Source organism: Micromonospora sp. WMMD967 (genome assembly GCF_029626165.1).
GTDB classification, from domain to species: domain Bacteria; phylum Actinomycetota; class Actinomycetes; order Mycobacteriales; family Micromonosporaceae; genus Micromonospora; species Micromonospora taraxaci.
The window spans coordinates 2128529-2143281 of the sequence record NZ_JARUBK010000001.1 but is presented as its reverse complement, the minus strand read 5'-3'; the positions used below and the strand labels follow the sequence as shown (position 1 = coordinate 2143281).

Genomic DNA, 14753 nt, shown 5'->3' with positions numbered 1-14753 from the left:
GCTGTCAACGCCATGCCTGGCACCATAGCCTGCGTCCCCGGTGCTGGCTAAGGTCTGACCGGCAGGTGATCGGACAGTTGAGACGGAGATTCGACAGCTCCGACGACGAACTTCCTGGTGATCGATGCTCTTGGCCACTGTCGGTGCAGAAACGCCCGAAAGGTCCGTCACATCCCGATAGATTCGGCTGATCGGGAGGGTGACAGTGGTCGTCTGTGCCCGCGACACGGAGGCGGGTGGCGATGGCAACGGTCCGGGATGCGACATACGACGTGCTTCGCACCCTCGGCATGACCACGGTCTTCGGCAACCCCGGCTCCACCGAGGAGCCGTTCCTCAGCGACTTCCCCGCCGACTTCCACTACGTCCACGCGCTGCACGAGGCGACCGCTGTGGCGATGGCCGACGGGTACGCCCAGGCCAACGGCACCCCGGCCCACGTCAACCTGCACACCGGCCCGGGCACCGGCAACGGCATGGGCAACCTGGTCACCGCCTGGCACAACAAGACCCCCCTGATCGTCAGCGCCGGCCAGCAGACCCGGGAGATGCTTCTGCTCGAACCCCGGCTGGCCAACCGGCGGCCCACCGAGCTTCCCCAGCCGTACGTCAAGTGGGCCTACGAGCCGGCCCGGGCGCAGGACATCCCCGCTGCGTTCCTGCGGGCGTACGCGACGGCGGTGCAACCACCCGCCGGGCCGGTCTACCTCTCGCTACCGATGGACGACTGGGCCCAGCCGGCCGACCCACCGCCCGCGCCCCGTTCGGTGGCCACCCGGTTCGCACCGGACCCGGACCGGTTGGACGACTTCGCCCGGGTCCTCGCCGACAGCCGCAACCCCGTGCTGGTGTTCGGACCCGGGGTGGACCGTTCCGGGAGCTGGTCGACAGCCGTCGCGCTGGCCGAGCGGTTGGCCGCACCGGTCTGGTCGGCTCCCGCCACCGAGCGGGCCGTGTTCCCCGAGGACCACAGCCACTTTCGCGGCGTGTTGCCGTACGCCATCGGCCCGCTGGCCGAGGCCCTACGTGGGCACGACACCGTGCTGGTCGTCGGCGCTCCGGTGTTCCGCTACTACCCGTACGTGCCGGGCGGGCACCTGCCCGACGGGGCCCGGCTGCTACACGTCACGGACGACCCGGACGAGGCCGCCCGCGCCCCGGTCGGGGACAGCCTCCTCGGCGACCCGGGGTTGACCCTGGCCGCGTTGACCGAACGGGTGCCCTTGGCCGACCGGCCACCGCCCACGCCCCGGCAAGCGCCGGCAGCGCCCGAGATCACCGTTCCGCTGAGCGCCGACGCCCTGTTCGCCGCGCTGGCGGCGCACTGGCCGGCGGACGGCGTACTGGTCCAGGAGTCACCCTCCAACCTGTCCGCGCTGCGCCGCCAGCTGAAGGTCAACCGCCCGGCGTCGTACTTCACGATGGCCAGCGGTGGCCTCGGCTACGGCCTGCCGGCCGCGATCGGCGTGGCCCTCGCCGAACGGGACGCCGGGCGTCAGCGACCGGTGGTCGCGGTGATCGGCGACGGCTCGTTCCACTACTCGGTGCAGGCGTTGTGGACCGCCGCGCGCCTCGCGCTGCCGGTGGTGGTCGTCGTCCCGGTCAACCAGCAGTACGCGATCCTCAAGGCGTTCGCCGAGCTGAAGGACACTCCCGGGGTGCCCGGCCTGGATCTCCCGGGGTTGGACATCGTGGCGATCGCGGCCGGCTACGGCTGCGCGACAGAGGTGGTGGAGACCCCCGAGCAGCTCGGTGTCGCGCTCACCACCGGGCTGCGCGCCGACCGACCCGCGGTGCTGCCCGTGCCGATCAGCACCGACGTGCCCAGCATCCTCTGAGCCCGGCCGCTCAGCGCGGCTGCGCCCGGTCGCTCAGCGCGGCTGCGCCCGGGTCGCTCAGCGCGGCGCCATCGACAGTGGAGCGCCGGTGGACACGTCGAGCACCGGCCGAGCGCCCAGCGGCGTCGCGAGGGTGACGGTGACCGGCTCCACCTTCAACACGTCGATGCACTCGCCGGCGGCTCGGGTGACGCGTCCACCAACCACCACGACGTCCGGCCGTTCCCACACCAACGGGGTGATCCCGGTGTCGCAGGCACCGACGCCGAGCCGCACTGTCACGCGGGCGCCGTCGACCGCCGCGAGATTCTGGGCGGCCACCAGCCCGGCCGGCAGCGGCCCGGCCGGCGCGGAGGGCTCGGGCACCCGGCCCACCGCCGTGGGCGCGACGGCGAGCTGGGCGACCGGGGCGGCCAGCTCCTCGACGTCGAACAGCCAGGCCGGGACCTGCGCCTCACCCCGGCTCGTGCGGACCGGCACGGCGCCGAGGGTGACCCCGGTGACGGTGAGCGACAGGCAGGCGGTCTGCGTCGAGCTGGTGGCCCAACCGTCCGGGCCGGGCTCGACGGTGGGGCCGCCGGGGGAGGGCAGGCCCGGTCGCTTCGGTCGCCCCGGGCACGGCATCGGGTCACCCTGGTCGAGCTGGCGGTACGCCTCGGCGGCGCTGACCAACGGCAGCGTCAGCCGACCGTCCGGGAACCGGATCTCGCCGCCGACCCTGGTGGGGTACATCGGAACCTGCGTCCGGTACCAGCCGGCCCGGAACGCCGCCTCGGTGTCGGGGGTGAAGCGCGGGTCACCGGTGAGCACCGTCGGCCCCTCCAGCGGCACGTACCCCGTGCGCCACGCCGTTCCGGGCTGCCACGCCTCGGCGACCTGGGCCGCCCTCTGGTCGAAGGCCTCCCCGGGTTGCGTCGGGTCGCCCGACGGGCCGGCATCGGTCGCGGCACAGCCCGCCACCAGAAGCAACGGGAGTACGAGCAGCAGGGCCGGTCGACGCATGAACGGTTCGACGCGGCCACCGACGACCCGGTTCCCCGGCAGGGGTTCAGGTTTCGCCACCCAGATCCGTCTGGTACGCCTCCCAGAGCAGGTCGGAGCCGCGTCGTCGATGCCGGGCCAGCTTCCGCAGCAGGTGCCCGGCTCGATGCCGTAGCTCGTCCGGCGACACGTCGGTCTGCTCGGCGATCCGCTGGACAGCGAGGAGCGCGGCCACGATCGCCGCGTGCTCCCGGGTCAGCAACCGCACCCCGTGCTCCAGCCGCGGCGACTGGGTGAGCAGTTCCCGGTAGAGGCCCGCGGGCCCCTCGGTGGCCCGGACGTGCTCGGCGAAGCCCTGCCGCACCGGACGCAGCCGCAGCAGGACCTCCTCCCGCCAACGCGGCTCGGTCGTGGCGACGGCGACGGCCCGACCGAACGCGTGCACGTCTCCGGCGAGCCCGGCCGGGCGCGGTTCACCGGGTAGTCCGATGGGATGGGGATCGACGGGATGCGCGGCACGCGGACGGGCGACGAGTGACGGCTGCTGGACCGGACCGGTGACCATTGGCACCTCCCGCGCGAAAGCTGCTATCCCATACCGCGATGGTGAGGCTGACCGGAGGGCTCTGTCCAGGGTCGCCCAGTGGCTCATCTGCCCCGTTCACCACAACAGCCCCATCCGCACCAGGGGCCACCGGTCCCGAGGCGGAGGCGGCCTAGCGAGGGTGCGTCGCCAGGCGGTTCAGGTGGTCGGCGACGGCGTGTGCGGCGTCGTCGCGCCCGTCGGCCGGTCGGCCGGTCGTGATCGCGTCCGCCAACGCGCGCAGCTCGGACGGGGGCAGGCTGTCCAGACCCATACCGCGCAGCGGGATGACGACCCGCGGCGCGCCCGACCGGTCGACGGCGACCACGGTGGAGCGCAGCCGCTGCCCGACCATCGGGGCATCGTCCCCGCGATGCGACACCCCGTCGGCGTCGATCCGGGCGGTGGCGAGGTCGACGGAACGGGTACGGAACGCGCCCCGGACCCGTACCCGGCTGCCGTCCAGCCACGCGGCGGTGCGGAGCACCCGCAGCACGAGGTAGACGCCGAGCAGGACGAACGGCAGGCCGCACAGCCCGACCACCGGGACGGAGCCGGACTGGTCCGCGCCGCCGGCGGAGTCCCTCAACGCGGGCGGCAGCATTCCCGGCGGCAGGTCGCGGGCCTCCTCGTAGGAGGCGAACGCGTCCCCCGGGCCGGTCAGCCGACGCAGCAGTCCGCCGGCGAGCAGGGGCAGCGCCACGAATGCCACGCCGAGGGTCGCGAGGAAGACGCCGGACAGCACCGCCACGGTGCGCTGGGCGGGTGACGCGCCTACCGACAGGCGCAGCTCCTGGTGGGTCACAGCAGGCAGCGTAAGACCTCGACACGACGAAGCGCCCCGGCCGGTGGGCCGGGGCGCTTCGATCGAGGTGGTGGAGGTGCCGGGAATCGAACCCGGGTCCTTCGCCGGTTTGTCAGGGCTTCTCCGAGCGCAGCTCGCTGTGCCTCTACTCGGCCCCACCGCTCACGCGAGCAAGTTGGTGTGACGGGCCCAGTCGCTGATTGATCTCGCCGCACGGACCCCGCGACCGGGTCCGATTGGCCAGCCTTCTAGCTGATGCCGGCTACTGGGACGAAGGCGTTCCCAGGCCGACAGACTTAGCTACTCGCCTCAGGCGGCGAGAGCGAAGTCAGCGCGAGTGTTATCGGCGCTTATAAGTTTCCGACGATCGATTCTCGAGACGACGTCGGCTTCCTCGGCTCGCTTCCCCTGTCGCTGCGTACGAAGTCGAAACCAGTCACCCCCTCGACAGGCCACCGATGTGGCGGCACTGACAAGACTAACGCCTGCCGCAACAGCTTTCATCCCGAGCCCCGGGCCGGCGCGCCGACCCGGACAAACAGGATGAATCAGTCGTCCATGCCCTTGCCCCGGCGACCGGACACCCGGGCGATCTCCCGGTCCGCGTCCCGCTTGGCGAGGTCCTGACGCTTGTCGTACGCCTTCTTGCCCTTGGCCAGGGCGATCTCGACCTTTGCCCAGCCGTCGGAGAAGTAGACCTGCAACGGGACGATCGTCAGACCACCCTCGCGGGTCTTGCCGACGAGCTTGTCGATCTCAACCCGGTTGAGCAGCAGCTTGCGCGTACGCCGGGGCTCGTGGTTGGTCCAGGTGCCCTGGGTGTACTCCGGGATGTGCATGGCGTGCAGGTACAACTCGCCGTCGCGCTCCTGGGCGAAGGCGTCGACAAGCGACGCGCGACCAGCCCGCAGCGACTTGACCTCGGTGCCGGTCAGCGCCATGCCCGCCTCGTAGGTGTCGAGGATGGCGTAGTCGTGGCGCGCCTTCTTGTTGGAGGCGACCACCTTGCGCCCCTTTTCCCGTGGCATCGGTGCCACCCCCTCTCCGACGTCCGTGGCCGGGCTCACCCCGGCCGGACAACCGATCATGCTACCCGAATGAGGCTTATTCGGGCTCTGGCCGTCGGGCAGCTCGTGCCATCGTGAGGACCGCCCGAATAAGCCTCAATCACAAGGACCCTCCCGCGCCATATATTTCCGGCTGCGGGAGGGTCCTCGGGAGACGACGGGGCGACCCGTACGGTGCCTAGACCCGCAGGTAGAAGCGCAGGGTGATCCAGGCGGTGCCCGCGCTGACCAGACCACCGACGCCGGCCATCAGCGGGAAGATGAACAGGATGTCGCCCCAGGTGATCGGCGAGAGCAGACCCTGCAACGCGCTCAACGAGCCGTCGAAGAGCAGATACTTCGCCGCGATCAGAGCGACCAGGCCGAGCAGCGAGCCGATCAGGCCGGCCACCACGGCCTCCAGCACGAACGGCGCCTGGATGAACCAGTTGGACGCACCGACCAGCTTCATGACCGCGACCTCACGCCGCTTGCTGTACGCGGCCACCTGAATGGTGTTCGCGACGAGCAGCAGGGCGGCGATCGCCATCACGATGGCGGCGGCCAGGGCGATGTTCTGGATCGACGTGAGGATGTTGAAGATCTTGTCGAGCAGCTTGCTCTGGTCGACGATCTCGTCGACGCCCCCGGTCTCCTTGTACTGGTCGTAGATGTTCTTGTACTGCTCCGGGTTGTTCAACGTGATCCGGAAGGACTCCGGCAGCTGGTCCGGCTTGACCGCGTTCACCAGGTCCGGAGCGTCCTGATACATCGTCTTGAAGCGCTCGTACGCCTGGGCCTTGTCGACGTAGATGACCTCCTTCACCAGGGGGTCACCGTCGAGCTTGGTCCGCAGATCGGTGCGCTCCTGCTCGCTCACCTCCTGGTTCAGGAAGATCGCGACCTGGATGTTCTTGAAGTAGAGGTCCTTCATGTCGTCGACCTGGCGGTACATGAGACCGCTGGCGCCGAGCATGGTCAGCGAGACCGCCATCGTGATGATCATCGCGATGGACATGGTCACGTTGCGCCACAGTCCGACCAGTACCTCGGACAGGACGTATTTCACGCGCATCGGGATTTCCTCCGGGTCTCCGGCATGAGGTGTTCGTCGTCAGGCTGGGCAAGGGTGGAGCGTCGGCTCACCCGTAGACGCCGCGGGCCTGGTCACGCACGATGCGACCGCTCTCGATCTCGACGACGCGGCGGCGCATCTGGTTCACGATGTTGGAGTCGTGGGTGACCATCACGACGGTCGTGCCGGTGCGGTTGATCCGGTCCAGCAGACGCATGATCTCGATTGAGGTGTCCGGGTCCAGGTTTCCGGTGGGCTCGTCCGCCAGCAGGATCAGCGGACGGTTCACGAACGCCCGGGCGACCGCGACCCGCTGCTGCTCACCACCGGAGAGCTCATGCGGGTAACGGTGCTCCTTGCCACCGAGCCCGACCAGCTCCAGAACCTCCGGCACGACCCGGCGGGCGACCGCCTTCGTCTTGCCGATCACCTCGAGGGCGAACGCCACGTTCTCGTAGGCGGTGCGGTTCGGCAGCAGCCGGAAGTCCTGGAAGACACAGCCGATCGAGCGCCGGAAGTGGGGTCGCTTCCAGGAACGCATCGACGTGACGTCCTTGCCGTTGACGACGACGCGCCCCTTGTTGGGGGCCACCTCGTGCAGCAGCATCTTGATGATCGTGGACTTGCCGGAGCCGGATGGACCGATGAAGAAGACGAACTCGCCCTTCTCGATCGAGACGGACACGTTGTCGAGCGAAGGCCGGGACGCCTTCGGGTACGTCTTCGTCACTTGCTCAAGCTGAATCACGGGTGGTGAGTCTACGCGGTGTAACAACTGAGCCAAGCCCCACGCCCCGCCGATCCGTCGCGAGTCGTCGAATCGGGCTCCCACCTGGAGATCGATGACGCGCTGCGCCTACGCGCGGTTACGCACCGTCGTCGGCGAGTTGCCGCTGCTTGCGCCAACGGATGCCCGCCTCGATGAAACCGTCCAACTCACCGTCGAAGACGGCGCTCGGATTGCCGGTCTCCTGCTCGGTTCGGAGATCCTTCACCATCTGATACGGGTGCAGGACGTAGGAGCGCATCTGGTCACCCCAGGAGCCGGCGGCGTTCTCCTTGAGACCTTCGAGCTTGGCCTGCTCCTCCTGGCGCTTGCGCTCCAGCAGGCGGGCCTGCAACACCCGCAGCGCGGAGGCCTTGTTCTGCAGCTGCGACTTCTCGTTCTGGCAGGTCACCACGATCCCGGTCGGGATGTGGGTCAGCCGGACCGCTGAGTCGGTGGTGTTGACGCTCTGCCCACCGGGGCCGGAGGAACGGTAGACGTCGACGCGTACCTCGTTCTCCGGGATGTCGATGTGGTCGGTCTGCTCGGTGACCGGCAGGACCTCGACGCCGGCGAAGCTGGTCTGCCGGCGGCCCTGGTTGTCGAACGGACTGATCCGGACCAGGCGGTGGGTGCCCGACTCGACACTGAGCGTGCCGAACGCGTACGGCACCTTCACCGCGAAGGTGGCCGACTTCAGGCCCGCCTCCTCGGCGTACGAGGTCTCGTAGACCTCGGTCGGGTAACCGTGCCGCTCCGCCCAGCGCAGGTACATCCGCAGCAGCATCTCGGCGAAGTCCGCGGCGTCCACGCCACCGGCACCGGCCCGGATGGCGACCAGCGCCTCCCGGGAGTCGTACTCGCCGGAGAGCAGGGTGCGGACCTCCATCTCCTGGATGGCCTTGGTCAACCCGGTGATCTCCGACTCGACCTCGGTCAGCACGCCCGGGTCGGACTCGGCCTCGGCGAGCTCCAGCAGCACCTGGGCGTCGTCGAGGCTGGAGCGGAGGGTGCCCAGCTTGCTGATCTCGCCGTTGACGTACGACAGCTGCGAGGTCACCTGCTGAGCCTTGGCCTGGTCGTCCCAGAGATCAGGGGCGGAGGCCTCCTGCTCGAGGCGGGCCTTGTCCTCGTGGAGCCGGTCGATGTTGAGGACGGCCTCGATGTTTCGCAGGGTCGCGTCGAGTTCCTTGAGCTGTTCGGCGTAATCGGCAGCGGTCACGACAGACAAGCGTACTGCGCGGACGAGGAGTGAGCTTGCGAGCCCCGCAGTTCCGCGCCAAATCGGCCCTGCGCCCAGGCTGCCGGAGCAGCTCGTTTGCTGTCGGCGAATCTGCCGGACGTCACCCGACGGGGGCGGACTTCAGCCAGGACAGGGCGGCCTTGTGGTAAGCGACGGCGAACTCCAGCGCGCTGGCGTCGTACGTCTCCCCGTCCCGTTTGGCGTTCTTGACCTGTTCCCGGACCTGGGCGAGGGCCTCGGTGTGGTATTCGTTGGCCGAGGCGTACAGGCCCTTCAACTGGCTCGCCGAGTGCAGGTTGCCGAAGGCCATCCGCAGCGCGATCGGGTTGCGGATGGTGTCCCGCCCCGGGTTCTCCGCGAGCCAGCGGGAGAACGTCCGTTTCCCACTGGCAGTCAGTGCGTACGGCTGGCTCATCCGCGGCCCCGGCTTACCGAGACGCACGTAACCCCGCTCGGCCAGCACCGGCAACTCGCGGTAGACCTGACTGCGGGTCATCGACCAGTACGGCGCCAGACGGCGCTCAGCGGCGGCCATCAACTGACCGCCTGTCATCGGGCCCTCGTGGAGGAGGCCGAGCAGGGCCGCCGCCGTAGGGTTGACTCCGGATTCCGCCATGCCCACTACGCTGCCACTTTGCGCACCCGGCGTCCAGGATTTGCCAGTTTGCCACCCAACAGGACTTCCTAAGTGCACTGTCGGCGGCAGACTGTCCGTTGAGGACTATCGATGGGTTGCGGCAGGACGTCCGACCGCCGGCAGCGCCACGCGCCGCCGGCGGTCGTCGTCGGTCAGCCCATGTGGGGGTACGTGTGGTCCGTCGGCGGCACGAAGGTCTCCTTGATCGTCCGCGGCGACAGCCAACGGACCAGGTTCAGCCAGGAGCCCGCCTTGTCGTTGGTGCCACTGGCCCGGGCACCGCCGAAGGGCTGCTGCCCGACCACCGCGCCGGTCGGCTTGTCGTTGATGTAGAAGTTGCCGGCCGCGTACCGCATGCGCTCGGCGACCGCGTCGACCACCCGGCGGTCGTTGGCGAACACCGAGCCGGTCAACGCGTACGGGGCGATCGACTCGGCCTGCGCGACAACGTCGTCGAAGCGGGCGTCGTCGAACACGTGCACGCCCAGGATCGGCCCGAAGTACTCGGTGGTGAAGGTCTCGTGGGCGGCGTCGGAGCACTCGAACAGTGTCGGCCGGACGAAGTAGCCGACCGAGTCGTCCGCCGTGCCACCGGCCAGCACCCGGCAGGAGTCGTCACCGTTGATCAGCTCCAGCGCCGCGGTGTGCCGGGCGAACGCCTTGTCGTCGATCACCGCGCCGCCGAAGTTGCCGAAGTCGGCCACGTCGCCGTAGGTCAACGAGTCGGTGGTGGCGGCCAGCCGGTCACGCAGCCCACCCTCCCAGATCGACCGTGGCACGTACGCCCGCGAGGCCGCCGAGCACTTCTGACCCTGGTACTCGTACGCGCCGCGGATCAGCGCGGTGTGCAGGGCGTCCACGTCCGCGCTGGTGTGCGCGACCACGAAGTCCTTGCCGCCGGTCTCGCCGACCAGGCGCGGGTAGCCCCGGTAACGGGCGATGTTGTCGCCGACGGTCCGCCACAACTGCTGGAAGACCTTGGTGGAACCGGTGAAGTGGATGCCGGCCAGATCCGGGTCGGCAAGCACGACGTCGGAGACCTCCTCGCCCCGGCCGGTGACCATGTTGATCACGCCGGGCGGCAGGCCGGCGGCCTCGAACAACCGCATCGTGAAGTGCGCGGCGAACTGCTGGGTCGGGCCCGGCTTCCAGATCACCGTGTTGCCCAGCAACGCGGGCGCCGACGGCAGGTTGCCGGCGATGGCCGTGAAGTTGAACGGGGTGACCGCGTAGACGAAGCCCTCCAGCGGGCGGTGGTCGAAACGGTTCCAGACACCCGGGGCGGACGCCGGCTGCTCCTCGAGCAGGCGGCGGGCGAAGTGCACGTTGAACCGGAGGAAGTCGATGAACTCACACGCCGAGTCGATCTCCGCCTGGATCGCGGTCTTCGACTGGCCCAGCATCGTGGCGGCGTTGAGGGTGTCGCGCCAGGGGCCGGCGAGCAGCTCGGCGGCGCGCAGGAAGATCGCGGCGCGCTCCTCGAAGGGCAGCGCCCGCCACATCGGGGCAGCTGCCTTGGCTGCCTTGATCGCGGCGCTGGCGTCGTCGTGGGTCGCGTGACCCGTCACGCCCAGCACGTGCGCGTGCTTGTGCGGCTGCACCACGTCGATCGAGTCACCGCCAGCCATCCGCTGCTCACCACCGATGGTCATCGGCAGGTCGATGCGCTCGGCGGCAAGCTCGGTCAGCCGCCGCTGGAGCCGGTCCCGGTCGGGGCTGCCCGGCTCGTAGTTGCGAACCGGCTCGTTGCGCGGCTCGGGAACGGAGAACACGGCATCCATCAAGGCTCCTGGCGATCTCGACAGCAGTGGCGAAACCGGACCCGCAGGCACCGACCGGACGGTCGGACACCGGACGCCACCCGGGGGGGCCGAGCAGCGGCGGGACCTCCCGTGATTCTCCCATGGAGAGCTGCGCGCCCCACCTCCGCCACCGTCTTCGGCCAAGGACCGGCGTACCCCTTCTCCCCTTACCGATCGGGCTCGATCCGGCGCCGCGACCGCTGGGCCGGCCGCCCGCCCGACGCGTACCCCCTTCCGGCCCTCCCGGGGCGGCGGGCGACCCAGCGGGCCCGCGTACCCTGAATGGTCGGTGACCTGCCGCCTCGAAGGGGAGACGATGACCAAGCAGCCCGGCCGCGTCGCGGCCGCGGAGTCGGACGACCCGGCTGCCGACGCCGCCAGCCCCCGCAGCGGGCCGCCGCCCGCACCCGGCGCCGCGGTCCTCGCGCTGCTGGCGCTCGCGTGGCTGACCGCCATGCTCTGGTCCACGCGGGAGGCCATCGCCTCGGCGGCGGCCGGCGTCACCGCGATCAGCCTCTCCGCCTTCGCCCTGCCCGGCGTGATCTCGGCCGCGCTGGTGGCCGGGGCGGCCGTCGCGCTGGCGGCGGCCAACCTGCTGTCCCGCCGGTACGGCGACTGGGCCACCCTGCGCTTCACCGGTGCGATCGGCGGCGGCATGCTCGTCGGTCTCGGCGCCGCGCTGGCGATCAACCTCACCTACTTCGACACCTCGACCACCAACGTGATCGCCGGCACCACGGCGGCCGCCGCGATCATCGGCGGTGCCGTGGCCGCTGCGCGAACCGCCCCGGCGGTCGGCGCGGTGGTGGCCGCCGCGCTGGGCACGCTCCTCTTCGTGGTCGCGTTCAGCCAGGCCCGGGACCCGCTGTTCGACCTCTTCGGGGCCGGCGACAGCCAACAGTCGGTGGTCGACGCGGCCAAGTGGGTGTCCCGCACCGAGTCGCTCGTCGCCGGACTGCTTGCCGGACTGCTCGCCTACGCCTACCTGACCTGGTCGCGACGTCGCACCCTCCGCCACGACCCCGAGGCTCCGGCACTGCGCTGGCCGGCGTACCTGCTCGCCGGCGCCGGACCAGGGCTGTTCCTGCTGCTCGCCGAGGTGATCATCCGGGTCGGTGGCCGATCGCTGCTCGACCTGGCCAGCGCGCTCAGCGAGGCGGACGCCGTGGCGCAGACGTCGCTGGGCACCTCCCGGGTGGACAACGGCATCTGGGTGTTGTTCGTCGGGGCCCTGACCGCGCTCATCGCGTTCGGCCGCACGCTCGGCCCCTCGCACAACGACGACGAACCGGCCGACAACCCGCAGTCCGTCACGGACCCGGTCACCACCGAGGAGACGGACCCGGCCGAGGCGTTCGACAGGCTCGACACGGACCCGGCCAAGGCCGACCCGGCCCGCTGACGTCGGTCGGCGTCCGGCTCGCCGCGGTCGGGTGGCACTTGCCGGCGCCCTGTCGTTGGGTCCGGCTTCGCCGGTCGTAGTCCTGGCGCACCGTTCGCGGCGTCCGGCTTGCCGCAGGTGGGTCGTACCTCGCGGCGGTCTTCTGCTCAGCTTGCCGCGCGCAGCAGCTGGTCCAGCTCCGTCACGTCGTACCACTCCAGCTCGTGGTCCTCAGCGCCGTCGACGGCGAACTGGGCGTCGGGGTCGCCAGCTGCCGCCTCGGCCACCACGTCAGCCGCCGCGCTGACGTCCTCGACCGCGTCCGCGCCATCCACGTGGATGGCCGCGATGGCACCGACCGGCACGGGGTCAGCCAACGTCACCATGCTGGAACCCAGCTCACCGTCGCCCCGCCCGACCGCGCCCGCCGGCAGGTCCACCGAGACGACCACACGGCGACGGGGAGCGTCCGGGTCGGCCCGGAGCAGGTGCAGCGCGTCCTGGGCGGCCCGGGTGAACGCGACGTACTCCAACTCCTCCTCGTCACCCTCGGCGTACCACTCACGCAGCGCCGGGGTCACGGCATGAGCCTCGTCGGCGGCCAGGCCCTCGGCGCGCAACCGGGCCAGCATCGGTACGGTCGCCGGCACGTACACCCGGACAAGTTCGTCGGTCACCGGTCGTCTCCCCGCTTCGTCCACCGCCGGCGGCCGCCGGCACGGGCGCAGATCATGCCGCACGCCGTGACCGTCATACACCCCGCCTCCGGCCGGTGGAAGTTTCCGGCCGGTGTGTCCTCGCCCGGTCCGACCTACCGCCGGGAGGCGGGTGCTGGGCGGCAAGAGCTGTCGGTGGCAAACTGAGCCAAACGTCATCAACACCGGGAGTTCCTGTGGAGCCGAGGTTCCTGCTGCTCTCCGACGTCGCCGCCGAGCTGAACGTGTCGGACTCGCAGGTCTACCACATGGTGCGCAGCGGCGAACTGCCCGCGATCAAGATCGGCGGACGCGGACAGTGGCGCGTCGAACGCGCGCGACTGGAGGACTACATAGCGCGCAAATACCATGAGACAGCAGAATGGGTGCAGAGCAATCCATTGATCGACCGCGACCCGGAGTAGCTGCCCACCGGCCGTGTCGGGGCGAACACCCTTCGGGCCGGTCCCAGCCTTTTGCCCTGCTCGCCTCGCCTGCTCGTCCCGACGCACCCCTGGCCATCCTCGGCCGGCAGGCTCCCCGATCTCTTCAGCTCGAGGCGCTTCCCGTCCTCCTCGCCTCGGCGCGCTCCCCGTCCTCCTCGGCTCGACGTCCCCCCTGCTGCCCCAGCGTGGGCGAGTCGGTCGAATACGGCATTCTGCGCCTAACTCACGAGCGCCACTCCCCCGAGGGCGCCGCAACCGGTTGATCCACTCCATGTCGGCGACGTGGGGGTATCAGGTCGCAGCGACACCCCCACTTCGGCGAAGTGGAGTGGATCATGCTTTGCCCCAGCCCAACTCATTCCTCGGGCATTGACCGGGGCCGCATCGTCGTCGAAAATTGGCCTTGTCGGAGGCAAACGAAAGCAAACGCAAGATCAAGGGGGCATGATGAGCGAGGCGCGACCCGGCCCCTCCCGACCACCCGTGCGGCTGCGCCCCGTCCCACCTGTCGACCCCCCGTACGTCGACGAGACCGACGGGTCGTACTGGCCGGTGCCCACCCACGGCCAGCTCGCCCTCGACCTGTTCGCCTCGACACGGCGGGACCCGGTCCGACCTCCCGAACGCCGGGCCGCCCTCCGACCGGTGCCCACTCGGCCCACCGCTCACCCGGTCGCCTCGCTACCGGGAGCGACCGCCCCGGAGTCCGCCCGAGCCGCGCACCGTTTCGTCGGCACCTGCCTGGAAGTGATCAACGGCTACCGGTCACCGGCACAGGTGCGCGCGTTGCTCGACCCACCCCGAGCGACTGACCTGCTGGCCGAACTGGCCCGCGCATCCGCGCGAACCGGCGCACCTCGCCGCCGGGCATCCCGACCGGCGGTCCGACTACTACGCCTCCGTGTCTGCGAGCCTCGGGACACGGCCGTGGAGGCGGCTGCCGTCCTCACCGGCGCGGCCGGTCGCAGTTGGGCGATGGCGCTCCGTCTGGAACACCGTCGGGGCCGCTGGCTCTGCACCGCCCTGCACGTCCTCTGACAAACGCGCCCGAGCCGAGGCCGGCCGTTGCGAGGCACGGCCGGGGACCAGGCACGGCCGGGGACCAGGCACGGCCGGGGACTAGGCACGGCGAGGCCAGAGTGAGACCAGGCCAGGACCGCCAGATCGCCCCACTCCAGGTCGAGCCGTGCCGGCCGGGCTTGATCGACTCGGGTTCTTGGAAGTCGGGCCATCAACCTGCCGACGACACTCCGGCTTTCTGCAAACCGAGTCGATCACCAGGAGCGCGAGCCGCGAACGGCGAACGCAGAGGGCGGGCCGCAGGCGACGGACGACGAGCCCGGGCAATGGACGGCGAGCCGCAGGCGGCGGGCGGCGGGCGGCGGGCGGCGGGCGGCGGGCGGCGGGCGGCGGGCGGCGGGCGGCAGACGGTAGACGGAATCGGCCCGAGAAGGG

14 protein-coding genes and 1 other RNA gene are annotated in these 14753 nt (G+C 70.5%); 4 read left to right on the top strand and 11 right to left on the bottom strand.

The window, feature by feature from the left end:
• Positions 1-242 precede the first annotated feature (242 nt).
• Positions 243-1838 carry a benzoylformate decarboxylase gene (gene mdlC, locus O7631_RS10145; protein ID WP_278144006.1) on the top strand — a complete coding sequence of 532 codons (1596 nt, stop codon included), beginning with the start codon at positions 243-245 and terminating at the stop codon, positions 1836-1838.
• Positions 1839-1895: 57 nt separating this feature from the next.
• Here mdlC and O7631_RS10140 read toward each other — a convergent pair whose 3' ends face one another.
• From O7631_RS10140 to pruA, 10 genes are all read right to left on the bottom strand, one after another.
• Positions 1896-2840: a hypothetical protein gene (locus O7631_RS10140; protein ID WP_278147903.1), complete on the bottom strand. Its 945-nt coding sequence runs from the start codon at positions 2838-2840 to the stop codon at positions 1896-1898.
• Positions 2841-2886: 46 nt separating this feature from the next.
• Entirely contained in the window at positions 2887-3384 is a 498-nt protein-coding gene (locus O7631_RS10135) for a hypothetical protein (RefSeq protein WP_278144005.1), read from the bottom strand.
• A gap of 151 nt (positions 3385-3535) precedes the next feature.
• On the bottom strand, positions 3536-4207 hold the full coding sequence (locus O7631_RS10130) for a hypothetical protein (RefSeq protein ID WP_278144004.1): 672 nt from the start codon (positions 4205-4207) through the stop codon (positions 3536-3538).
• A gap of 68 nt (positions 4208-4275) precedes the next feature.
• Positions 4276-4651: a transfer-messenger RNA gene (gene ssrA, locus O7631_RS10125) on the bottom strand.
• 104 nt (positions 4652-4755) lie between these two features.
• On the bottom strand, positions 4756-5235 hold the full coding sequence (smpB, locus tag O7631_RS10120; protein ID WP_278144003.1) for an SsrA-binding protein SmpB: 480 nt from the start codon (positions 5233-5235) through the stop codon (positions 4756-4758).
• Between the two features lie 217 nt (positions 5236-5452).
• Positions 5453-6328: a permease-like cell division protein FtsX gene (ftsX, locus tag O7631_RS10115; RefSeq protein ID WP_088986216.1), complete on the bottom strand. Its 876-nt coding sequence runs from the start codon at positions 6326-6328 to the stop codon at positions 5453-5455.
• A 67-nt stretch (positions 6329-6395) separates the two neighbouring features.
• Positions 6396-7076, bottom strand: coding sequence for a cell division ATP-binding protein FtsE (gene ftsE / locus O7631_RS10110; protein ID WP_030331491.1), 681 nt, complete (start codon positions 7074-7076; stop codon positions 6396-6398).
• Between the two features lie 118 nt (positions 7077-7194).
• Positions 7195-8316 carry a peptide chain release factor 2 gene (gene prfB, locus O7631_RS10105; RefSeq protein ID WP_269681015.1) on the bottom strand — a complete coding sequence of 374 codons (1122 nt, stop codon included), beginning with the start codon at positions 8314-8316 and terminating at the stop codon, positions 7195-7197.
• A 121-nt stretch (positions 8317-8437) separates the two neighbouring features.
• Positions 8438-8953, bottom strand: a complete 516-nt coding sequence (locus O7631_RS10100; RefSeq protein ID WP_269681016.1) for a PadR family transcriptional regulator — start codon at positions 8951-8953, stop codon at positions 8438-8440.
• Positions 8954-9126: 173 nt separating this feature from the next.
• Positions 9127-10755, bottom strand: a complete 1629-nt coding sequence (gene pruA, locus O7631_RS10095; RefSeq protein ID WP_278144002.1) for an L-glutamate gamma-semialdehyde dehydrogenase — start codon at positions 10753-10755, stop codon at positions 9127-9129.
• Positions 10756-11092: 337 nt separating this feature from the next.
• On the opposite strand from pruA, the gene O7631_RS10090 reads away from it, so the two are divergent.
• Positions 11093-12178 (top strand): hypothetical protein, encoded by a 1086-nt coding sequence (locus tag O7631_RS10090; RefSeq protein ID WP_278144001.1) that lies wholly within the window; start codon positions 11093-11095, stop codon positions 12176-12178.
• A 146-nt stretch (positions 12179-12324) separates the two neighbouring features.
• Here the strand turns inward: O7631_RS10090 and O7631_RS10085 are convergent, their stop codons facing one another.
• On the bottom strand, positions 12325-12834 hold the full coding sequence (locus O7631_RS10085) for a hypothetical protein (protein WP_278144000.1): 510 nt from the start codon (positions 12832-12834) through the stop codon (positions 12325-12327).
• A gap of 215 nt (positions 12835-13049) precedes the next feature.
• Here O7631_RS10085 and O7631_RS10080 point away from each other — a divergent pair, with 215 nt between their 5' ends.
• Together O7631_RS10080 and O7631_RS10075 are read left to right on the top strand one after the other, a co-directional pair.
• A complete protein-coding gene (locus tag O7631_RS10080; protein WP_088986222.1) occupies positions 13050-13277 on the top strand; it encodes a helix-turn-helix domain-containing protein in 228 nt (75 codons plus the stop codon).
• 465 nt (positions 13278-13742) lie between these two features.
• Positions 13743-14336, top strand: a complete 594-nt coding sequence (locus tag O7631_RS10075; RefSeq protein WP_278143999.1) for an Rv3235 family protein — start codon at positions 13743-13745, stop codon at positions 14334-14336.
• Positions 14337-14753: the final 417 nt, after the last annotated feature.